The 21,197-nt window shown below is 66.3% G+C and carries 23 protein-coding genes; 11 read left to right on the forward strand and 12 right to left on the reverse strand.

The genetic code is table 11. The features are described from left to right. Positions 1-438 precede the first annotated feature (438 nt). A complete protein-coding gene (ftrA, locus tag V8Z74_RS18065) occupies positions 439-1,470 on the reverse strand; it encodes a transcriptional regulator FtrA (RefSeq protein ID WP_349710481.1) in 1,032 nt (343 codons plus the stop codon). Between the two features lie 71 nt (positions 1,471-1,541). Here ftrA and V8Z74_RS18070 point away from each other — a divergent pair, with 71 nt between their 5' ends. Next, positions 1,542-1,964: a rhodanese-like domain-containing protein gene (locus V8Z74_RS18070; protein WP_349710483.1), complete on the forward strand. Its 423-nt coding sequence runs from the start codon at positions 1,542-1,544 to the stop codon at positions 1,962-1,964. A 277-nt stretch (positions 1,965-2,241) separates the two neighbouring features. Here the strand turns inward: V8Z74_RS18070 and V8Z74_RS18075 are convergent, their stop codons facing one another. Both V8Z74_RS18075 and V8Z74_RS18080 read right to left on the reverse strand, forming a co-directional pair. Further along, a complete protein-coding gene (locus V8Z74_RS18075) occupies positions 2,242-3,081 on the reverse strand; it encodes an inositol monophosphatase family protein (protein ID WP_349710484.1) in 840 nt (279 codons plus the stop codon). 160 nt (positions 3,082-3,241) lie between these two features. Then, the gene (locus tag V8Z74_RS18080; protein ID WP_349710487.1) at positions 3,242-4,264 is read right to left on the reverse strand and encodes a GlxA family transcriptional regulator; all 1,023 of its coding nucleotides are present in this window, start codon (positions 4,262-4,264) and stop codon (positions 3,242-3,244) included. An 80-nt stretch (positions 4,265-4,344) separates the two neighbouring features. On the opposite strand from V8Z74_RS18080, the gene V8Z74_RS18085 reads away from it, so the two are divergent. From V8Z74_RS18085 to fghA, 6 genes are all read left to right on the forward strand, one after another. Then, positions 4,345-5,286 carry a LysR family transcriptional regulator gene (locus V8Z74_RS18085; RefSeq protein ID WP_349710488.1) on the forward strand — a complete coding sequence of 314 codons (942 nt, stop codon included), beginning with the start codon at positions 4,345-4,347 and terminating at the stop codon, positions 5,284-5,286. A 90-nt stretch (positions 5,287-5,376) separates the two neighbouring features. Beyond that, positions 5,377-6,363: a PDR/VanB family oxidoreductase gene (locus V8Z74_RS18090; protein WP_349710489.1), complete on the forward strand. Its 987-nt coding sequence runs from the start codon at positions 5,377-5,379 to the stop codon at positions 6,361-6,363. Positions 6,364-6,395: 32 nt separating this feature from the next. Beyond that, the gene (locus tag V8Z74_RS18095) at positions 6,396-7,433 is read left to right on the forward strand and encodes an aromatic ring-hydroxylating dioxygenase subunit alpha (protein WP_349710490.1); all 1,038 of its coding nucleotides are present in this window, start codon (positions 6,396-6,398) and stop codon (positions 7,431-7,433) included. A gap of 37 nt (positions 7,434-7,470) precedes the next feature. Further along, positions 7,471-8,481, forward strand: coding sequence for a xylose isomerase (locus V8Z74_RS18100; RefSeq protein ID WP_349710491.1), 1,011 nt, complete (start codon positions 7,471-7,473; stop codon positions 8,479-8,481). Positions 8,482-8,645: 164 nt separating this feature from the next. After that, positions 8,646-9,764: an S-(hydroxymethyl)glutathione dehydrogenase/class III alcohol dehydrogenase gene (locus tag V8Z74_RS18105; RefSeq protein WP_349710492.1), complete on the forward strand. Its 1,119-nt coding sequence runs from the start codon at positions 8,646-8,648 to the stop codon at positions 9,762-9,764. A 124-nt stretch (positions 9,765-9,888) separates the two neighbouring features. Further along, positions 9,889-10,758: an S-formylglutathione hydrolase gene (fghA, locus tag V8Z74_RS18110; RefSeq protein WP_349710493.1), complete on the forward strand. Its 870-nt coding sequence runs from the start codon at positions 9,889-9,891 to the stop codon at positions 10,756-10,758. Positions 10,759-10,776: 18 nt separating this feature from the next. On the opposite strand, the gene V8Z74_RS18115 is transcribed toward fghA, so the two are convergent. The 5 genes from V8Z74_RS18115 to V8Z74_RS18135 form a co-directional block, all read right to left on the reverse strand. Further along, on the reverse strand, positions 10,777-10,899 hold the full coding sequence (locus tag V8Z74_RS18115; RefSeq protein ID WP_281178783.1) for a hypothetical protein: 123 nt from the start codon (positions 10,897-10,899) through the stop codon (positions 10,777-10,779). Between the two features lie 157 nt (positions 10,900-11,056). Beyond that, a complete protein-coding gene (locus V8Z74_RS18120) occupies positions 11,057-11,872 on the reverse strand; it encodes a DUF2243 domain-containing protein (RefSeq protein ID WP_349710494.1) in 816 nt (271 codons plus the stop codon). A 133-nt stretch (positions 11,873-12,005) separates the two neighbouring features. Then, positions 12,006-13,175: a hypothetical protein gene (locus tag V8Z74_RS18125; protein ID WP_349710495.1), complete on the reverse strand. Its 1,170-nt coding sequence runs from the start codon at positions 13,173-13,175 to the stop codon at positions 12,006-12,008. A 28-nt stretch (positions 13,176-13,203) separates the two neighbouring features. Then, on the reverse strand, positions 13,204-13,992 hold the full coding sequence (locus V8Z74_RS18130; RefSeq protein ID WP_349710496.1) for a ferritin-like domain-containing protein: 789 nt from the start codon (positions 13,990-13,992) through the stop codon (positions 13,204-13,206). A gap of 229 nt (positions 13,993-14,221) precedes the next feature. Further along, positions 14,222-14,650 (reverse strand): hypothetical protein, encoded by a 429-nt coding sequence (locus V8Z74_RS18135; protein WP_349710498.1) that lies wholly within the window; start codon positions 14,648-14,650, stop codon positions 14,222-14,224. A gap of 137 nt (positions 14,651-14,787) precedes the next feature. Between V8Z74_RS18135 and V8Z74_RS18140 the strand changes: the two genes are divergently transcribed. Next, positions 14,788-15,552, forward strand: coding sequence for an SDR family oxidoreductase (locus V8Z74_RS18140; RefSeq protein ID WP_349710500.1), 765 nt, complete (start codon positions 14,788-14,790; stop codon positions 15,550-15,552). A gap of 8 nt (positions 15,553-15,560) precedes the next feature. Here V8Z74_RS18140 and V8Z74_RS18145 read toward each other — a convergent pair whose 3' ends face one another. Beyond that, positions 15,561-15,749, reverse strand: coding sequence for a hypothetical protein (locus tag V8Z74_RS18145; RefSeq protein ID WP_349710502.1), 189 nt, complete (start codon positions 15,747-15,749; stop codon positions 15,561-15,563). 73 nt (positions 15,750-15,822) lie between these two features. On the opposite strand from V8Z74_RS18145, the gene V8Z74_RS18150 reads away from it, so the two are divergent. Continuing rightward, positions 15,823-16,728: a LysR family transcriptional regulator gene (locus V8Z74_RS18150; RefSeq protein WP_349710503.1), complete on the forward strand. Its 906-nt coding sequence runs from the start codon at positions 15,823-15,825 to the stop codon at positions 16,726-16,728. Positions 16,729-16,732: 4 nt separating this feature from the next. On the opposite strand, the gene V8Z74_RS18155 is transcribed toward V8Z74_RS18150, so the two are convergent. Beyond that, entirely contained in the window at positions 16,733-17,032 is a 300-nt protein-coding gene (locus V8Z74_RS18155) for a putative quinol monooxygenase (protein ID WP_349710505.1), read from the reverse strand. Positions 17,033-17,241: 209 nt separating this feature from the next. Then, positions 17,242-18,102 (reverse strand): phosphonoacetaldehyde hydrolase, encoded by an 861-nt coding sequence (gene phnX / locus V8Z74_RS18160; RefSeq protein WP_349710507.1) that lies wholly within the window; start codon positions 18,100-18,102, stop codon positions 17,242-17,244. A gap of 248 nt (positions 18,103-18,350) precedes the next feature. Here phnX and V8Z74_RS18165 point away from each other — a divergent pair, with 248 nt between their 5' ends. Further along, entirely contained in the window at positions 18,351-19,229 is an 879-nt protein-coding gene (locus tag V8Z74_RS18165; protein ID WP_349710508.1) for a LysR substrate-binding domain-containing protein, read from the forward strand. Here the strand turns inward: V8Z74_RS18165 and V8Z74_RS18170 are convergent. Then, complete coding sequence (locus tag V8Z74_RS18170) at positions 19,226-20,329, reverse strand: PA0069 family radical SAM protein (RefSeq protein ID WP_349710510.1); 1,104 nt, start codon at positions 20,327-20,329, stop codon at positions 19,226-19,228. The two genes, V8Z74_RS18165 and V8Z74_RS18170, sit on opposite strands and share 4 nt — an antisense overlap. Before the next feature lie 421 nt (positions 20,330-20,750). On the opposite strand from V8Z74_RS18170, the gene rnk reads away from it, so the two are divergent. Beyond that, positions 20,751-21,158, forward strand: a complete 408-nt coding sequence (gene rnk / locus V8Z74_RS18175; RefSeq protein WP_066481075.1) for a nucleoside diphosphate kinase regulator — start codon at positions 20,751-20,753, stop codon at positions 21,156-21,158. Positions 21,159-21,197 lie beyond the last annotated feature (39 nt).

Consider the following 21,197-nt stretch of genomic DNA (forward strand, 5'->3'; position numbering starts at 1 on the left):
CAGTGGATTTTGGTTATTTTTCATAACCAACTCAAGAAAGAAAGCCGTACTTTTTCTTGGTGCTTTCCCTTGAGGTGAAACGCTAGCTCGTGAGCGGGAAACCCGCCTGTTGCCCAGCATGCTCATGCCCGGCAGCTTCCGGATCGGGCAGCAAAGAACGCAGCCCAGGGGAGGCGGCCAGACCATTGCCGCCTGAGAGAGCAGCCATGGGCGGGCGCCCCAGCCGGGGCGGTACGCACACTTGCCTGCCCGTGCCGGGACTCATCAATGACGAGGTGGAGGGCTGCGTGGCGGAGGAAAAGGTTCTGGCTATGCGGTCAGCGCCCCGGCAGATCTGGCGCAGGCCGCCCACGGCATCCAGAGCGGCGCACAGCAAGGCAGGAATGACGGGCCGCAGCAGGCCGACGATCCGGACCGGCTGCTGCCGGTCCAGGAACATCATCCTCCAGGCCGGGCCGAGGTTCCGCTGGCGTTCGCCCGTACAGCGCCGAACGTAGCGCGATAGTCCCGAGGGGACAAGCCCAGTTTGGCGCGAAAGTGATGTCTCAGTACCTGGACACTGCCGAATCCCGCACGCGCCGCGATGTCCTCGACCGGCATTGCGCTGCTCTCAAGCAGGCGCCGGGCCTCCGCCACGCGTTCGGCGATCAGCCATTGCCCCGGCGGAACGCCTGTCGCCGCGATGAAACGGCGCAGAAAGGTTCTGGGGCTCATCAGCACGCTCTGCGCCATGCGATCGACCGTCCAGTCGCCTTGAAGATCCGCCCGCATCTGCTCCAGCACGTCCGATAGCCGGTTGAGTCGATCCGGCTGCACGGGGCGCTCGATGAACTGGGCCTGGCCGCCGCTGCGATGGGGTGGCATCACCAGACGCCGGGCAACGCTGTTGGCGGCTTCCACGCCGAAATCGCTGCGTACGAGATGCAGCATCAGGTCTATGCCGGCGGCACTTCCCGCCGAAGTCAGGATACGGTCCTCCTCGACATAGAGCACGCTGGCATCGACCTCGATCGCGGGGTGCCGCTGGCTCAGCGTCTCGGCGTAGCGCCAGTGCGTGGCAGCCCGCCGTCCGTCCAGCAAACCCGTGGCAGCCAGCACGAAGGCCCCGGAGCAGATCGACGCCAGGCGGGCGCCGCGCTCCCACGCCAGACGCAGGCGTAGCGCCAGCTCCCCGGGCACGGGTACATGCGCGCCTTTCCACCCGGCCACCACAATCAGGTCGGCCCGCTCCAGCAAATCGGCCTGGCCGTCGGCAATGACCCGCAGGCCTCCATGGGCGCGCAGCAGGCCGGGCTCGACCGCGGCGCTGGCGAAGCGGTACCAGCCCGGCCCCATCTCCGGCCGGGCCAATCCGAAGATTTCGGCCACGATGGAGAACTCGAAAGTGCACAGACCGTCGTAGACCGGGGCCACAACCAGCGGGCCGCAGGTGGCTTCGGCGATTGGCGTAATCTTGTCGATAGATGTCATATGCGCCAATTGTGACCCGGCCGCTCCCCCGGCAAGATCAGCTTCGTTGCCACAAACACATTCTTTTTGCCATGCATTCCTCCCGCACCCACGTGACCGCAATTCCTGCCGCCCGGCCTTCCGCCGCTGAATCCCATTTCGCGGCCGGCTTCAGTTTCGAGACCGATTGCTGGGATGTGCATGACGGACTCCGCAAGGGCCCGGATTTCGTGCTCATCGACGTACGCTCCCCGCAGCTGTTCGCCCAGGGCCATGTGCCCGGAGCCATCAATCTGCCTCACGGCAAGATCGTGGAAAGCAAGCTGGCGGCCTGGCCGAAGGAGACGCTTTTCGTCACCTACTGCGCCGGCCCTCACTGCAACGGTGCGGCACGCGGGGCGTTGCGCCTGGCGAGATTGGGCAGGCCCGTGAAGATCATGGCCGGCGGTGTCACCGGCTGGCTCGATGAAGGTTTCGAACTGAACAGCACAACGTCCGCTGGGCCTTGCGCCTGACGCTATGGCACTCCTTGTCGACGCTGGAATGCCGGCATCCCGGCAAGGGTGCGGACCGATCGCCCAAGGCCGTGGTGTGGCGGAACGATGCGCAGGCAACGGGCTCGCTGTTCCAGATGCCTCGGCCCGTTGGGCGCGCGCCCCAGAACTGGCATGGACCCGAGAGGCTATCGGCGGCAGGCGCCGAACATCAGAAGCCTTTCACGACAGATTCGGCTTCGCCCCCGCAGACAGCGGCCCTTCGCCATCGTTCGCGGACAGGCGAGCCTGGGCCTCCCTAGGGAGGCGAACAAACGTCAGGAAGCAAACTCCGAACCGTGTTCCAGATCGCCTGACTGCGGGCAGCAAGCAGGCCCTTCATCTGCTGCCCTGGCTGGTAGGGAGTTCCATCAAGACGTGCAACCACGCCTCCCGCCTCGCTGATGAACAACGCACCGGGCGCATGGTCCCACGGCAGTGCCCGCCAGTAAAGCGCAAACTCATGGTCTTCGAGCACCATGCCGGGATAGTCGTCCCCTGCACAGTTGCTACCAGGCTGCAGCACAAAATTCCCCGCTGCGCTTTCGAGCGCTGCTTTGACGGCTTCGGGCAAAAAGCGCTTTCGGACAATGCCCTGCCCTTTCGGTATGGCATGGGTGTCGATGGCGACGCGCCGGGAATCGACCCAGGCGCCTGCCCCCTTGACCGCGCGGCACATCACATCCGTCAAAGGATTGAGCATCCAGCTCGCCAGCGTTTCGCCCTCCTTGAGCAGCGCCACCATGACAGAGACAGGTCCCATGCCGTCGACCAGATTCCGCGTTCCATCCACCGGATCAAGCAGCCACACAATGCCCTCGCCGAGGCCGTCCAACAGTTGCGGCTTGGTTGCGCACTGCTCTTCGCCTATCACCGTCGATCCGGGAACCAGCCGGCACAGCCCGAAAGTGAGTTCCTCCTCGACCTCTCGATCGACCGCAGTCACCCATTCGCCTGGCGCCTTCAGCTGAATGTCTTCATCCCTCAATTGCTGCCATCTTGGCACGATCAGCTCTTTTGCCTTTTGGCGTAGCAGACAGCTGACTTCTTCCAGCGGAAAGTGGGTCATATCGGAATGGGGACAGAGGTGAATATTCATTGGGGAGGCCAGCCGAAGGCGCAGGCCTTTGGGCGCGCCGTTCAGGCTTTTTCCGACCGCACTTCGCAGCGTACGACGCCCTAGGCGCCGCGGCGGACCGCTGGCCGCCGCAGGGCGATGCGGGAGGCATTGTTCCGGAGATGCAGATGAACGGCGCAGCTCAATCCCCGAAGCGCTCGCGGTAGGCCACGGGCGTGATGCCCAGCTTTTTCACGAACAGATGGCGCAGCGCCTGCTCCGAGCCCAGGCCCACGTGCGCAGCCACGGTCTTGAGCGGCCAGTGGCCGCGGCTTTCCAGCAGTTGCTTGGCGGCTTCGAGCCGCGCGTGCTCCACGAAGGCCGAAGGGCTCTGCCCCGTCTCCTGCTGGAAGACGCGGCGAAAGTGCCGCTCGCTCATGGCCGCCTGCTCGGCCATCCGGGCCAGCGTCACCGGCTCGGCCAGGTGCGCCAGCACCCACTGCTGCACGGCCTGCACGCCGCTGTGCCGCGTGGCCTGTGCCGCCAGCGGCACGCTGAACTGGGACTGGCCGCCGGGCCGCTTGAGGTACATGACCAGGTCGCGCGCCACCTCCAGCGCCAGCGCGTGGCCGAAGTCCTGCTCCACCACGGCCAGCGCCAGGTCGATGCCGGCCGTCACGCCGGCCGAGGTCCACAGCTGCCGTGTGCCAGCATCGTCCACGACTTCGTCATGCACATAGATGGCGTCGGCATCCACCTGCACGCGCGGGTAGCGCTGGGCCAGCGCACCGGCCACGCTCCAGTGCGTGGCGGCGCGGCGGCCGTCGAGCAGGCCGGCCTCGGCCAGGAAGAAGCTGCCCGAGCACAGCGCGATCAGCCGCGCCACCGAGGGCGCCACGGCCTGCAGCCACTGCACCAGCTCCTGCGAGGCGCCCAGCACCTGCTCGATATGGCGCGAGCCGACCACGATCACCGTGCAGCCCGTGCCCTGTTCGCGCAGCCCGGCCAGCGACTGCGTGGCCTCCAATGCCATCAGCGTGTCCGATTTCACCAGGCCCTTGCGCGCGGCCGTGATGCGCACCTCGTAGCCGTCGCTCTGCCCGCGTGCGCGCAGGTGCACATTGGCGTAGTCGAATACCGACATGGGCCCTATGGCCTCCAGCGACTTGAAGCCGGGGTAGACGACCAGATCGATGCGGTGGGGGTGGGCGTGGCGGTGTTCCATCGGGCAGGCAGGCGGGAAAGGCAGGCGATTGCGCCGACTATACGTGCCGCCACGGCATGCAGCGCTCACAATAAGCCTCCATGCACATCCATGCCCGCGGCCTGCTTTATTTCGACGCCATCCGCCGCAACGGCTCGATACGCGGCGCGGCGCGCCAGCTGTTCATCGATGCCTCGGCCGTCAACCGCCAGCTGATACAGCTGGAGCAGGAGCTGGGCTTGCCCCTGTTCGAGCGCCTGGGCAGCGGCCTGCAGCTCACGCCGGCCGGCGAGCTGTTCGCCCGCCACGCCACCCATGTGCTGCAGGATGCCGAATGGCTGGAGAACGAGCTGGACATGCTGCGCGGCCTGCAGCGCGGCAAGGTGCATGTGGTGGGCGTGGAGAGCCTGCACGGCGCGCTGCTGCCCGAGGTGATCGGCACCATGCTGGAGCGCCACCCGGGCATCTCGCTGCAGGTCAGCTCCGCCAGTTCGGGCCACATCGCCGACTACGTGGCCAGCGGCCGCGCGGACGTGGGCATGGCATTCGACATGCCGCAGCACGAAGACGTGGCGCATGCGGCCAGCGGGCGCTTTCGCCTGGGCGCGCTGGTCGCCGCCGGGCATCCGCTGGCCCGCAGGCGCAGCGTGACGCTGGCGCAATGCACGCCCTGGCCCTTCATCCTCGGCACCGAGGACCTGGCCTCGTATGCCCTCATCCAGGGCGAGCTGGGCGCCCTGCCGGCGCCGCCCCGGGCCGTGGTGCGCGCCACCTCGGTCGAGCTGATGAAGCGGCTCGCCGCTGCGGGCCACGGCATCGCCTTCCAGACCCGGCTGGGGCTGGAAGCCACGGCATCGGCCGCCACACCTGCCGCTAGGTTCGTGCCGCTGGAATCCGCGCAAGGCGTTCCCATCCTGGGCACGCTGGGCATCCACGTGCGCAGCGGGCGCAGCCTGCCGCCGGCCACGGCGGCCTTCGTCGAATGCGCAAGCCAGGTCATCCAGCGCCTGGCCGCGCAGGAAACGCGGCCAAAGCGGCGGTAGTTCCGTCGTGCCAAGCCGCTGCATTTTCGGCCACGGGACTGTGCAAATTCAGCCATTTCCAACAACGGCACCGGGTCCTAGCATGGGCCCATGCCATCCTCTAAATCACCCATCCCCACGACCGGCACCCTGGTGCTGGAGCTGGCTTCGGCCGAGGCGCTGACGCCTGAAGTGCGCCGCCTGCGCCTGCGCAGCCCGGACGGCCGGCAACTTCCCGCTTTTTCTGCCGGCGCCCATATCCGCGTGCACACGCCGGGCGCCGGCGGCGAGCCCACGCGCTGCTATTCGCTGGTCAACAGCGATAGCGACGGCCGGACCTACGAGATTGCCGTCAAGCTGGAAGCCACCGGCCGCGGCGGCTCGCGCTTCATGCACCAGCTGGCGGCGGGCGACCGCCTTGCGGCCGATCCGCCGAAGAACGACTTCGCGCTGCACGCCGAGCCGCATGAGGCCTTGCTGATCGCCGGCGGCATAGGCATCACGCCCATTCTGTCCATGGCCCGGCAGTTGCAGGCGGCGGGCAGGCCCTATGCCCTGCACTACGGCGCCCGCAGCGAAGAGCTCATGCCCTATCGCACCGAGATCGAAGCCGTGGCCGGCGCCCAGGCCCATCTGTATTTCGACGGCGGCGATCCCTCGCGCGGCATGCAGCTGGCCAGCATGCTCGGCGCACCGCAGGCCTCGCGCCATGTCTATGTCTGCGGCCCGCGCGCCCTGATCGACGCTACGCTGGACCAGGCCCAGCGGCTGGGCTGGCCGCGCAGCCACATCCACTTCGAGCTTTTCGCGGCGCCCGCCGCCACCGCGGCGGACCGCGGCGTCACCCTGCACCTGGCGCGCAGCGGCCGCCAGCTCGAGGTGCCTGCCGGCACCTCCATCCTCGACGCCCTGATCGCCGCAGGCTGCGATCCCCTGTTCGACTGCCGGCGCGGTGAATGCGGCGTGTGCGCGGTACGCATGCTGGACGGCGAGATCGAGCACCGCGACTACGCGCTGTCCGACGAGGAGCATGCCGAAGGCATGGTCTGCCTCTGCGTTTCGCGCGCCCGCAGCCCGAGCATCACGCTAGACCTTTGAGCCCCACCCACAAAAATCGGAAGGAGACACCCATGAGCAGCTTTGTCAGGAACGCGTGGTACGTGGCCGCGTGGAGCCGCGAGATCGGCCGCCAGCTGACCGCCCGCACCATCCTCGGAGAGAACCTCGTGTTCTGGCGCCGCGAGGACGGCACGCCCGCCGTGCTCGTCGACCGCTGCCCGCACAAGCTGGCGCCGCTGTCCCTGGGCACGCTGGTAGGCGACGACCTGCAGTGCGGCTACCACGGCATGACCTTCAACGGCAGCGGCCAGTGCGTGCGCATCCCCGGCCAGGCGGCCATTCCGCCGTCGGCCTGCGCGCGCGCCTTTCCGCTGGCCGAGCGCTATGGGGCGGTCTGGATCTGGATGGGCGACCCGGCCCTGGCCGATGCCGCGCGCATCGTCGAAGTGCGCCGCCATGGCGAGCCCGGCTGGGCGCTGGTGGACGGGCAGTACCTGCACTTTGCCTGCAACTACCTCAACATCACCGACAACCTGGTCGATCCGGCGCACACCACCTATGTGCATAGGAACACCATAGGCAACGCGGCGGCCGAGGATGTGGGCGTGAAGGTCGAGCAAGGCGACAACCACGTGCTGGCCTACCGCTGGGTCAACGACTCCGAGCCCGTGCCGCTGGTCCAGGCCATGGGCAGCTTCGCGGGGCCGGTGGACCGCTGGCAGTACTACCACCTGCACCTGCCCTCGGTGTCCTGCGTGGATTTCGGCAGCATCGCCGCGGGCCGCGAGCACAGCGAGCACGAGATGGACGCGGGCCTGCGCTCGTTCTCGTACAACTTCCTCACGCCCGAGACCGAGACCACCACCCACTACTTCTGGCTGCACCTGCGCAACTACCACGTGGACAGCGCCGAGGCCGGCGCCCGGGTGGCGCGGCTGATGACCGACACCTTCCTCGAGGACGCCGCCCTCCTCGCGCGGGTGCAGCGCGAGCAGGAGCGCACCGGCGTGCGCGAGTTCGTGCGCCTGGGCATAGACAACGCACCCGCGCGCATCCGCCGGCTGATCGCGCGCCAGCAAGCGCAAGAGGCCGAGCAGGCCGCCGCCTGACTCCCCAACCAACCACCAACCACACACAAGGCCATCCATGCAAGATTTTTCCCTGGGCTGCAACGGCCGCGGCATACGCCACTGCGAGGCGCTGCCGCTCGAAGACCAATTCAGGATGCTGCGCGACAGCCAGGTCTTCGACCATTTCGACCGCATGCCCCAGCCGGGCGAGGAGCGCGAATACATAAGGCTGGCCAACAAGTACGGCATGCCGCTGCGCACCGGCCTGTGGTCGTACACCGCGGGGCGCGACGAAGCCGCGCTCGAGCAGAACCTGCGCGTGTGCAAGGAGGCCGGCGCCGAGTTCCACAACATCATGCTCTATACGCGCCACGCCGCCGGCCACGTGGTCACCGACGACGACATCGTGGCCTTCTCCCTGCACGCCTGGGAACTGGGCCAGCGCATAGGCATGGAGATCGGCATGGAGAACCACATCTATATGTGGAGCGAAGACCCGCGCCGCATCACGCCGATTGCACAGCGCGTGCGCGCGCAAGGCCTGCCGTTCCAGTTCGTGCTCGACCACAGCCATGTGCTGCTCAAGCTGGACAACCCCGAGGAGCAGGATGTGGTCGGCATGCGCGCGCAGGTCGAATCGGGCGAGGTCGTCATCGACCCCTACGAAAGCGGCAACCTCATCGACGACTGGATCGCCCAGAACATGGTGCACTGGCTGCAGATCCGCCCGGTCTCGCCCAACGGCCCGCGCAACGTCTGGCAGCTCACCGACAACGGCCACTACGGCCGCGCCTGCCAGTACCCGTTCACGCGCCCGCCCCCGGGCCAGTGGCACGCCCCCTGGACGGCCTGGCGCGTCGAGCCCTGCAAGGAGATCGTGCGGCGCGCGCTGCATCACCACTACCGCACGCCGGGCAGCCCGCTGCGCTACATCACCACCGACATGATCGACATGCCCGACTACGGCGGCGGCACCCGGTATTCGCTGTTCGAGCAGAACGTGGCCATTGCCCGGTGGTTCAGGGAAACTGCCGCGCAGATCCGTGCGCAGCACCAGCCCCCGACCGGCGACATGGCCAGGGGCTGAAGCACAGGCCATGGCCGAAGCACTCAATTACATCGATATTCGGCCAAAGCCCCTCGGGCAGCGGCCAAACCGCCCCTTTTCACCGCCCGCCTGGCCTACATTCATGGTTTCGCAAAGCGAAGGCCAGGCCTCGCCCCCTCTTCCAGAAATCCAGAAAGACCCACATGAAATCACGCGCCGCCGTGGCCTTCAAGGCCGGAGAACCCCTGCAGATCGTCGAGATCGACGTGGCACCGCCCCAAAAGGGCGAAGTGCTGGTCAAGATCACCCACACCGGCGTGTGCCATACCGACGCCTTCACCCTGAGCGGCGATGACCCCGAGGGCATCTTCCCCGCCGTGCTGGGCCATGAAGGCGCGGGCATCGTGGTCGAGGTCGGCGAAGGCGTGACCAGCGTCAAGCCCGGCGACCACGTGATCCCGCTGTACACCGCCGAATGCGGCGAATGCCTGTTCTGCAAGAGCGGCAAGACCAACTTGTGCGTGGCCGTGCGTGCCACCCAGGGCAAGGGCGTGATGCCCGACGGCACCACGCGCTTCTCGTACAACGGCCAGCCCGTCTACCACTACATGGGTTGCTCCACCTTCAGCGAGTACACCGTGGTGGCCGAGGTCTCGCTAGCCAAGATCAGCCCCGACGCCAACCCCGAGCAGGTCTGCCTGCTGGGCTGCGGCGTGACCACGGGCCTGGGCGCCGTCAAGAACACCGCCAAGGTGCAGGAAGGCGACACGGTTGCCGTGTTCGGCCTGGGCGGCATTGGTCTCGCCGTGATCCAGGGCGCCAAGCTGGCCAAGGCCGGCCGCATCATCGCCATCGACACCAACCCCGGCAAGTTCGACCTGGCCCGCACCTTCGGCGCCACCGACTGCGTGAACCCCAAGGATTTCGACAAGCCGATCCAGCAGGTCATCGTCGAGATGACGGACTGGGGTGTAGACCACAGCTTCGAGTGCATAGGCAATGTCAACGTCATGCGCGCTGCGCTGGAATGCGCGCACCGCGGCTGGGGCCAGAGCGTGATCATCGGCGTGGCCGGCGCGGGCCAGGAGATCAGCACCCGCCCATTCCAGTTGGTGACCGGCCGCAAGTGGCTGGGCACGGCCTTCGGCGGCGTCAAGGGCCGCAGCGAACTGCCCGGCATGGTGGAAGACGCCATGGCCGGCCGCATCCAGCTCGCACCCTTCGTGACCCACACCATGGGCCTGAAGGACATCAACGAGGCCTTTGACCTGATGCACGAAGGCAAGTCCATCCGCAGCGTGGTGAACTACGCCCAAGCGTGATTCTTCGGCATCCGAAGCTATCAACAAGAGAGCTGATGGCGCCGGACAGGCGCCATTTTCATTAAGAAACAATTTGCAAGCGCTTGCTCGGAAAGCGCTTGCAGCTTCCGATTTTGGAGCATCCATGACCGACCAGCCCACCCTGGAACTCAAGAACGCCCACGCCTGCTTTGGCGGCGCGCAGCGCTACTACGAGCACTTCTCCAGCGAGATCGGCCTGCCCATGAAGTTCTCGGTCTACCTGCCGCCGAAGGCCGTGGCAGGCGAAAAGGTGCCTGCCCTGCTGTACCTGGCAGGCCTGACCTGCACCGAGGAAACCTTCATGGTCAAGGCCGGCGCCCAGCGCCTGGCAGCCGAGCTGGGCATCGCCCTCCTCTGCCCCGACACCAGCCCGCGCGGTGCCAAACTGCCCGGCGAGGCGGACGCCTGGGACTTCGGCGTGGGCGCGGGCTTTTACCTCGACGCCACGGCCAAACCCTGGGCGCTGCACTGGCGCATGGAAAGCTACATCCTGAATGACCTGCTGCCGCTGGTCCGCGCCCGGCTGCCCGTGGACATGGAGCGCCTGGGCATCTTCGGCCACAGCATGGGCGGCCACGGCGCGCTCACGCTGGCGCTGCGCCATCCGGGCCAGTTCAAGAGCCTCTCGGCCTTTGCGCCCATCGCCAACCCCGTCAACTGCCCCTGGGGCCGGAAGGCCTTCGCCGGCTACCTGGGCGAGGACAAGGCCGCCTGGGCCGGCCACGACGCCAGTGAATTGATGGCGGCACAAAAGCAGGCACCGTATCCCGCCGGCATCCTCGTCGACCAGGGCCTGGCCGACAAGTTCCTGATCGAAAAGCAGCTATTGCCCGAAGCCTTCGAGGCCGCCTGCCAAAAGGCCGGCCAGCCCCTCACGCTGCGCCGCCACGCGGGCTACGACCACGGCTACTACTTCATCCAGAGCTTTGTCGACGACCATCTGCGCTGGCATGCGCAGCAGCTGCAGGGCTGAGGCAAAGGCCAGCCCGGCTCAGATGCCCGCCTCCCTGAAGAGGCGGCGCAGCACCTGCATGGGCAGGAACTTCACCCGGCGCCGCTTCAGCTCGCGCCTGAACAGGCGCTCCCTCTCTATAAAGTTGATTTTTGGCTTCATCTCGCTATCGGTGAAATTACAGGCCTGGACAATCTATCAGCGAAGAGCGGCACGGCTGTAACACCCTGTCAGCCGGGCTGGCGTTTTGCTGACGGCTTCCGAACCGGGATGCCGCGGTCCGGCCGGCATTGCCGCCCCGGATAAAAAGACGCCAGGTTCAGGTGCGCCGGTCTGCAGGCGCCTTGATCCACGAGAAACACCCGGCCGCCACCGCGCTGTTGCCCACCAGCAGCGCGCCCTGGCGGTACAGCTGCCAGGCGATGACCGGATCGGCCATGTCCACGATCCACAGGCTTCCCGAGCGGTCCGCCCACAGTACCCGGGCATCCACCCGGGACAGGGCGTCGAACGCCCGGCCGCTGCCGACGCCCGGGGCAAACAGCACCGCCACCTGTGTCGAACCGCCTGCGGCCGGCAAGGCGGCCAACAGGCCGGCCAGCAACGCCGCAAGGGACAGCACGGCCGCCGCGGCCGCACCACCGCCTCCCTCTCCACCACCGCCTCCCTCTCCACCGCGGCCGCCATGGTTTCGCGCCATGCGCCAGCCGATGGCCAAAGGCAGCAGGCCGAACACGGCAAACCAGGCCAGGTCCCAGACCAAAGGGGTGGGCGAATCGACCTTGATCCGATGAATGCCCAGTAGCCAGTGCGACAAAAGGCCGTCCGCAATATGCCAGGAGCCAAAGCCCATGCAGGCGCACCCCCAAAGGGCAGGGCCGGCACCCGGCTGCAGCGCGGCCTTGCGCGCCCTCCAGAGCTGGACCAGCGCCAGCGCCGCAATCAGGTACATCAGGGCATGGAAAAGGCCGTCGGCCAGTATCTGCAGCCGCATGTCGTCCACGCCCTCCACATTGGAAAGCAGGTGGTGCCACTGGAGGATCTGGTGCAGCAAAATGCCGTCGAAGAACCCGCCCAGCGCAAACCCGAGGAAAAATCCCGCGCGCCTGAGCCGTGCCGTCGAAGAATCTGCCATTGCCCGCCTCATGAAGCCATGCGTTTGCCAGGCGGCGCGCAAACAGGCCATGGCGCCGTTTCCCGAAGGCATGGCACCGCCATGCTTCCGCGCTCCCTGACCTGCTGCCGTTGCCTGCAACGCGCCCCGGACGTCAGCGCGCTGCCTCGGGCGATACGCGCATCAGCTCCGTACCGCTGGCCCAGGAATAGGTCTCGGACACCGCCTGGGACGGCGAACCGTCGGCATTGACGGCCTTTCTGTAGTCGAACGAGGTCTTGCCTTCGTCGATGGTGAATTCCGTGCCGTTTTTCCGCAATTCGGTTTCTTCCTCGATGACCTTGCGCACGAAGTCCCGGTGGCTTTCGAACTGGATGAATTCAGGCAGCGATCCGTTGCCCAATACTTCCGCGGGGTCTCGGCGCTCGATTTCCTTGAACAGGTTCAGGGCGATCTGGAAATGCCCGAGTTCGTAATCGAGAAAACGCTCCCAGATCGCGCGCACGCGGGGGTTGCCTTCCTGGCTGGCGCAGCCGGCATAGTTCCAGACCTCGCAGGCTTCGCTGATGAGCAGCTTTTCCAGCGGCGATTCGCCGGGATTGATCATCGAGCCATAGTGCGTGATGTGCTGCGACTCCACCGACGCAATCTCGGCATAGAGCTGGCGCGCCAGCGGGTCCGCGAAGATCGGCCCGATGTTCATGTAGTAGTCATGGGTCTGGTATTCGCCGCCCGTGAGCGTCAGCGCATGCAGCTTGGTGGCCAGCGCCGCATCCGCTGCGTAGGGCCGCAGCAGGTCATGTTCGGGCGCACGGTGGTGGAACCAGGTCTCGCGCGCGGGCACGATGTCCGTATAGCCTTGCGTGATGTTGTTGGCGTCCTTGCCTTCCAGGCGGTCCAGCAGCGCGCTGTAGCGGTAGAGGTGGTCGAAGTCCTCCAGCAGGGCATAACGGTAGCCTTGCGCCAGATAGGGATCGGGTTCCAGCTTGGCCACCGATGCGGTCACCTCGATGGCGGTCTGCTCATAGCCGATGGTGGTCTCTATGGGCGAATGGTCCGCGCCCAGCAGCCAGTTGATGGTGGTGGCCTGATGCTGCTCGACCCGCATGAGCTGGGCCAGAGGCTCGCGCAGCCTGGCATTGCAGCGCAGCGCCACCTGCTTGGTGCGCAGCGAGTCCAGCTCCAGGCCGTTCATCAGAATGACCCTGACCCGCGTGAAGGCGTCGTCGTCCAGCTTGCTGATGGGCTTGCCCACCATGTCTTTCCAGCTCATGCGCTGGCGTTCCAGGGGCAGGCCCTTGTCATGAAAGAGATTGATGCTCATATTCTTCTCCCGTTGATGCAGGGGCCGCTCAAACGCCGTCCGCCATGGTGACCAGAGCGCAATGCCAGGCGCGGACGATCCGCAGGTGCTCTGCCTCTTCGCCCAGCGCAAGGCGAAAGCGCTCGGCAAGCTCTTTTTTGCCCGACTGCTCGGCCAGCTGGATCAGCAGCTCCCAGCCCGCGTTGTCGGTGAGTTCCGCCGTCAGCATGGCATTGAGGGCCTGCGCGAGCGTAGTGCGCGCATCGCTGACCACCTGGGCCAGCCCGAATGCCGCGACTGCCGTCGCATCTGCACAGGGTGTCTGGGCGCTGGGATCGGCCCCCATCTCCTTGGCGGCCTCGCACAGCATCTGGAAGTGGGCCAGCTCCTCGCTGCGGATGCGCTGCATCGTGGACAGCGCTGTTTCATCGGCATCGATGCCGGCGCTCTCCTCCTTCATCGACTGCAGGCATTCGGCCGCATTGGGAAGAAGAATGCCCTTTTCCACCATGGCCAGATACTTGACCATCAGTGCGTCGTAAAGCCGCACCCCGCCGCGCTCGAAGGCAATGCGCTCGCCCATCTTGTCGACGAAGGTTTCGGGGTCGTTGCCCTTGCGCTTTTCCAGGCCCGGCTTCGGCAGCCCCCTGGCGTCCCTGGGCGCCAGAATGCTGCCCAGGGGGTCTGCTTCGATCGCGCAGGTTTCCCGCAGCTGGTCGGCCAGCGCCGTATCGATGATGGAAGGTGGACTGAGTTGCTGCACCGCCTCTTCCATGGCCTTTGTTCCCACCAGGCAGGCTTGCTCGCCCGTCCGGTTTTCCGCAGTCGTGGTTTGCATAAATGCTCCTTTTTATGCGTTCACCGAAAGAATTCGACAAGACGGGCGCAACGCGGCAACCTGCGTTCCTTGCGCAGCTGCAGGGATATTTCCGGTCGATGGTTTTCATGGAGCAGCGGCGAAAAAAGTGCTGTATTTTTTTCCGCTGAAAGCACCGCGATTTCCGGCATGGAGGTCGGCCGGCCTGGAACGCTGATTGCTCATGCCATGTGTCGACACTGTTGTCGGCTTATCTTTCTCGGAGTTCACCATGACACAGCAAAATCGCAATGATGCTAGCCAGAAGAAGCAAGACAGCACTGCACAGGAAAAACAGCAGAATGCCGGCTCGCAGAAGCAGGAAAGCGGGCAGCAGCGTCAACAGGAGCAATCCTCCAACCGCGGCCAGAACAGCAACCGCAATGAAGGCAACCGCCAGGAGCGGTAATTGAATGCCCACGGCTTGGGCTCTCTCAAGCCGTGGGCATCGGATGCCGCCGGCTATGCCGGCGGCCCTGTTTTCCCTTCGCGCGAAATCCAAAGACTGCAACGGATAGGCGCTCTTCGACAAATATCTTGTGCAGGCGCTGGCAAAACGGGATGCGGCATTGCGCATGGAAACCCGATCGCTGTCACAGCACATTGACCGGCCATCCACGACCGCCTGAGCAACCGCCATGAGGCGGTTTTTTGCATGCCTGCAACCCGGTTGCTCCGGCCATGCAGCTGCGCGGCTGCGGCATCGATGTCCGCGACATGGCTTCGGAGCGCTGCTTTCTACAATGCCCTGCATCGATTGCAGTCCAAGGAGAACGCATGCACACCCCCAAAGTAGCCATCGTGACCGGGGCCGGCTCGGGCATCGGCAAGGCCGTGGCACTGGCATTGGCGCAGGACGGCTGGTGCGTGGCGCTGGCCGGCCGCCGCAGCCAGTTGCTTGACGAGGTGCGGGATATCGCAGAGCAGCGCTGGAGCGCGGGGCCACGCCTGTTGCCCATCCCCACCGACGTGACCGACCCTGCTGCCGTGCAGCAGCTGTTTGCCCGGACGGTGAAGCATTTCGGCCGGCTGGATTTGCTGTTCAACAATGCCGGGCGCGGCAATCCGCCTGGGTCCTTCCTGGACTGGTCGCCGTCGGACTGGCAGGACGTGGTCAACACCAATCTCAATGGCATGTTCTATTGCCTGCAGCAAGCCTTTCGCGCGATGCGCGACCAGACGCCCCAGGGCGGCCGCATCATCAACAACGGCAGCATCTCGGCCCATGCGCCGCGTCCCAATTCCGCAGCCTATACCGCCACCAAGCATGCGGTGATGGGACTGACCAAGACCGCCGCCCTGGACGGACGCGCCTGGAACATCGCCGTGGGCCAGATCGACATCGGCAACGCCTCCACCGAACTGGCCGACCGCATGGCCAAAGGCGTGCCCCAGGCCAATGGAACGATTGCGGCAGAGCCCCTGATCGATACCGGCATCGTGGCGCAATCCGTGCTCCACATGGCCAATCTGCCGCTGGAGGCCAATGTGCTGTTCCATACGGTGATGGCGACCAAGATGCCTTTCGTGGGCCGGGGATAGACCCACGCTCAGCCGCCACCGGGCGGCACGCGGAAACTGGCGGTGATGCGCTGCTCGGCCCGTTCAAGGGCATCTCCCGCCCGCTCCAGCCAGCGCAGCAGCCAGCCTTTTTTCTTCGATGCGGCGGCCACAAGGCCTTTGTGCTGCTGCACTTGCGCGGAGCTAGGGGGTTCGATGGAATGGAGTGGATGGGACATTGCACGGCGATGCTCGTGCCTGGCCAGACATCTGTAAAGTTGAATTAACTGACCATCAAATTCATAAATCCTGATGCGCAACCTGAACCTCGACCAGCTGCAGACGCTGATCGCCATTGCGGACCTCGGCACTTTTGCCGCGGCCGCGCAGGCGCTGCACCTGGCGCCGCCCACCGTCAGCCTGCATATCAAGGAGCTGGAGTCGCGCCTGCACGCCGAGCTGGTGGTGCGCGGCCGGCGCCAGGCCGAGCTGACGCCGGCCGGCGAAGCCCTGGTGCAGGAAGGCCGCAAGCTGCTGGCGGCCAGCGACGATCTGATCGAGCGGGTGCGCCGCTGCGCCAGCGGACTCGAGGGCCGGGTCCGCGTGGGCGTTTCGGCCGGTGTCAGCACCCGGCTGCTGCCCCTGATGCTGGAGACGCTGAGCCGGCAAAGCCCAGGGGTCGAGGTCAAGCTCGAAGCCGTGGGCTCGGCCGATGCCATGCTGCGCCTGAAGGCCGGCACGCTGGATATGGCCATCGTCGCCAGCCCGCAACCCGCCGTCGCCGAAATCCGCCTCACGCCCTGGCGCAACGACCCCATGGTGGCACTGCTGCCTTCATCGTGGCAAGCGCCGCAGCGGGTGACACCCGAATGGCTGGCCAGCCGCCGCTGGGCTTCGTTCGCGCCGGCCACGCAGATGCATGGGCTGATCTCGGCCTGGTTCGGCCAGGCGGGCTTTCACCCGCGCCCGTTTTTGACGCTGACCTATCCCGGCGCGCTCAAGAGCCTGGCGGCGGCCAGCCAGAGCGCGGCCCTGCTGCCGCTGGAGGAGGTGGAAGAGCTGCGGGATTCGCCCCACGTCCAGATACGCCATCTGCAGCCCGCGCTGATGCGCCCCATGGCCGTGGCGCACCGGAATTCGCCCGCTCCTGGCAAGGCCTTGGAGAGCGTGCTGCAGGTACTGGCCGAATTTGCACAGGACGGCGGCCCGGGCGCCTAGGCGCTCAGGTCTTGCGCGGCGCGCCCACTTCGTACACGCGCAGATCACGCTCGCCAATTCCCAGGCCGGGCCAGGCGGCACGCCAGGCTGCGATATGGGCGGAAGCAAAATGCGCATCGAGCGCGGCCTGGTCCTGCCACAGCTCCTTCACATGGATCAGGCCCGGCACCAGCACATCCTCGGCATAGCCGTATTCCAGGCAGCCCGGCTCGGCACGCGAGGCCTGCACCATGGCCCGCATGGCAGGCCTGGCGCGCTCCAGGTTTTCGGCGGGCAGGCGCACGGTTCCGACGATCAGCAGCATGGGATGGGTCCTTCTGGAATGAAACGCCTGCCGGCCACCGGCAGGCAGGCTCCCATGCTAGCGGCCGGGCAGCCCGCCCACGGTGTGGCAAATGCAAATATCCTGCACCCCATGGCGCCGAAACCACCAGGCGCACGAGGTACCGGCAGCATCAACGGACACCATGGCGCCAGGAACGGAATCCGGTCCCGCGCGGGCCGCTGCCCCGCCTATCCGGGCATGCGGCCCGCGCGCATGCCGGCCGCGATCTGCGCCAGCACGCGGGGCAATTCGGCCACGCTGCGCACCACATGGTGCGCACCGGCGTTCTTCAACCGGGCTTGGGCAGCGGCTACGCGGTCCTCGACCTCCTGCTGCGGCGCCTTGGCGAATTCCTCGGGCGAATAGCCGACCTCGTTGCCCGACAGGCTCAGGCCCACGGTCCACATGCCGGCATTGCGGCCCTCCGCGATACCGGGCACGGTGTCGTCCACCTTCACGCAGGCGCGCACGTCGCCAATGCCCAGCGCCAGCACATTGGCCAGCGCCATGAAGGGACCGGGACGTCCGCCGGCGGGCAGTTCGTCGCCGGCCACCACATGGTCGGGCGCAATGCCTGCCGCCGCAGCCCGGGGCAGCAGTTGGTCCAGCACTTCGCGCGGGTAGCCGGAGCACGATCCCACTTTCAGGCCGTTGGCGCGCAGCCACTGCAGCGTTTCCACGGCACCGGCAATGGGTGCGGAAAACTCGCCCACCTTGGCGATCTGCATGGGCATGAAGCGCGCGTAGATGGCGTCCACGTCGGCATCGGCCGGCGCGCGGCCAAAGGCCTGCTGCCATTGCGCGGCAATGCTCTCTTCCTTCAGCAGCTGATGGATATGGTCCCACTTGGACAGGCCCATGGGTCCGCGCGCCTGTGCCAGCGTGATGGTGATGCCGAAGGTGGCAAAGGCCTCCACGAAGATCTGCGTGGGCGCCAGCGAGCCGAAGTCCACCAGCGTGCCAGCCCAGTCGAAGATGACGGCTTGCAGGGGTGACAGGCGGGCGGGAGTGGTATCGAACGAGGTCATGGCAATGCGGATGGGTTGCATGGAAAGCCGCGCCCTGGATACGCGCCCCTCCACAGGTTTCAACAGTCGAATCATGCTCTGGCGCCCACACATCCAGCGCAGGCAGCTCATTTATCCATAGCTGCCGCGACGCTGTGCAATGCGCCATGCACTGTTCTCCATGCTAGGGACGACATATTTCTGTCATGTGAAAGATCCACAATGGATTGCGTCAGCTTCCATAGTCCATGGCTTGAGATGCCGCCAGCGGCCTCCCGTCTTTCTTCCGCATGAGCACTTCCCGCTACCGCGCCTTCGTCGCCGTGGCCCACCACGGCAGCCTGAGCGCAGGGGCGCGGGCACTGGGCCTGAGCCAGCCCACGGTTTCCACGCAGATCGCGGCGCTGGAGCAGCAAAGCCGCGTGGAGCTGTTCCACCGCCGCGGCTACCGCATGTCGCTGACCCAGGCGGGCACCCGGCTGCTGCCACTTGCGCAGAAGCTGCTATCCCTCGAATCGGAAGTCGCCTTCTTCCTGCGTGACGCGGGCGAGCTCAACCAGGGCGAGCTGCAGATCGGCGCCGTGGGGCCGTTCCATGTGATCGAGATGGTTGCCGCCTATCGTGCCCGCCATCCGGGCATGAAGCTGTCGATCCGCATGGGCAATTCCCAGCAGGTGCTGCAGGACCTGGAGAACTACAGCACCGATGTCGCCGTGCTGGCCGGCCTGCACGACAAGTCCGGGCTGCTGGCGCGCGAGTATGCCTGCCATCCCATCATCCTGTTCGCTCATGTGGACCACCCGTTCGCGCGCCGTGCCAGCGTGGCGCTGCAGGAGTTGCATGGCCAGCCCCTGATCCTGCGCGAACAGGGATCCACCACGCGTTCGGCTCTGGAGGCCGTGCTCGCGGCCGCCCGCGTTCAGCCCGTGACCACGCTGGAAATCGGCAGCCGCGAGGCGATACGCGAGGCCGTGGCACGCGGCCTGGGCCTGGGCGTGATCTGCGAGGCCGAGTTCGTGCCCGACCCGCGCTTTCGCCCCGTGCGCATCGCGGGCGATCCGGCCAGCACCACCACTTATGTGTATTGCATGCGCGAACGCGGCGACAGCCTGCTGGTTCGCTCGTTCATGGACGCCTTGCAGAAGCGTGTCGGCGATCCGAGGATCTAGAACAGGCTGCGCTGGGCCTGCAGCAGCGACGGATGGTACTGGCCGCAGTCCAGCTGCACGCGCTCCCGGTTCAGGCCCAGCCGGCGGCAGGCCAGGGCAAAGCGCTGGGCCAGCATGTCGGACCAGAGGCCCGTGCCTTTCATGCGCTGGCCGAAGCGGCTCTGGTAGCTTCTGCCCTGCGCCCTGTCCTGCGCGTCCATGCCGTGCAGATCGCGTACGCGCTCCATCACGCGTGCGGCGCGGTCGGGATAGTGCAGCTGCAGCCACTGCTCGAACAGCGGCGCCACTTCCCAGGGCAGGCGCAGCACGGTGTAGAACGCCTGGCGCGCGCCGGCCTCGGCAGCGGCAGCCAGCACCTGTTCCATATCGTCGTTGAGGAACGGGATCTGCGGCGCCAGACTCACGCCTACGGGAATACCGGCCTGGGCCAGCGTTCGCACGGTGCGCAATCGCCGATGGGGCGCGGCCGCGCGCGGCTCCAGCCGGCGCGCCAGCTCGGGCTGCAAGGTGGTGATGGTGACATACACGGCCACCAGCCCTTGCCTGGCCAGCGGCGCCAGCAGGTCCAGGTCGCGCTCGACGCCGCTGCCCTTGGTGACGATGGAAAACGGATGCCGCGCCTCGGCCAGCACCTCGATCAGCCGGCGCGTGAGCCCGACCTCGCGCTCTATGGGCTGGTAGCAGTCGGTGACCGAACCCAGCATGACGGGTTCCGCCACATGGCTGGGGCGCGAGAGTTCCGTGCGCAGCAGCTGGGGCAGGTTTTCCTTGGCGATCAGCCGGGTCTCGAAATCCAGACCCGGCGAATAGCCCAGGTAGCTGTGCGTGGGCCGGGCGTAGCAGTAGATGCAGCCGTGCTCGCACCCCCTGTAGGGATTGAGCCCGAAATGGAAGGGGAGGTCGGGCGAATCATGGCGGCTCAGCGCCGAGCGGGCCTGCTCCCATTCCAGCGTGGTCTGCAGCGCTGCCAGCGCCTCTTCGCTGCCTGCCTCCTCCCAGCCGTCGTCGAAGGCCTCCCGGGCATCCCGGGCAAAACGGTGCGCGATGAAACTGGCCGAGCCCCTGCCCTTGAGCGCCTGCAAGGGCTGAAGCAGACGCACGGGCTCGCCCTGCCCTTCGTCCGGCAAGCACTCGGCATGGCGCCCTGGGCGAGCGGATGAATAGGGGCTTTGCATAATTCAACTGTATATAAATACAGTTAAATCTGCAAACACTGCCGCGCCAACCATGGCAAACATTTTTGCGGCCACGTACCGAATTCCACGCCAGCGCCCACCGGTCAAGCGAAGCCAGCTCACTTAACTAGAGCAAAACCGCCAAAATGGCAAGCAATCCGCACTGGCGCCGTGCGAGAAGCCTTGGCTTTCATGGCCGCTGCCCACACAATGGCTGCAATGCACCAACTTGGTGCTTTTCAAATGCCTTGGCCCGGACAACCCCGTTGCCCGGGCTTTTTTCCGTTGGCGCAAGCTGTTTTCTCCGCGCCCGCAGGATCACACCACCTTGCAAGGGAGTCACATCATGGAGCGCAAGCCCCACATCACTTTGTCGTCCTTGGATCTGGAGCGCATCGAAGCCCTGCTGGAAAAGCAGGCCGGCAGTTTTCCGGGCCGCGCCGCGCTGGAGGCCGAGCTGGACCGCGCCGACGTGCTGGAACCGGCGGAAATTCCGGCCAATCTGGTGACCATGAACTCCACCGTGCGCTTCACGCTGCTGGAGTCCGGCAAGACCAACACGCTGACCCTGGTCTACCCCAAGGACATGGACGGCAGTCCCGACAAGGTGTCCGTGTTCGCACCGGTGGGCATTGCGCTGCTGGGCCTGTCGGTGGGCGACCAGTTCCAGATGCCCAGCCCCACGGGCCAGGTCACGGTGCGCGTGGACGGCATCGACTTCCAGCCCGAGAGCGCCGGCGAGCTGCACCGCTGAAGGCCTGCACCCCGCCTCTCAACAAAAAAAGCAGCTTTG

This window comes from Comamonas sp. w2-DMI (assembly GCF_040187735.1).
Classification (GTDB): Bacteria; Pseudomonadota; Gammaproteobacteria; order Burkholderiales; family Burkholderiaceae_C; genus Comamonas; species Comamonas terrae.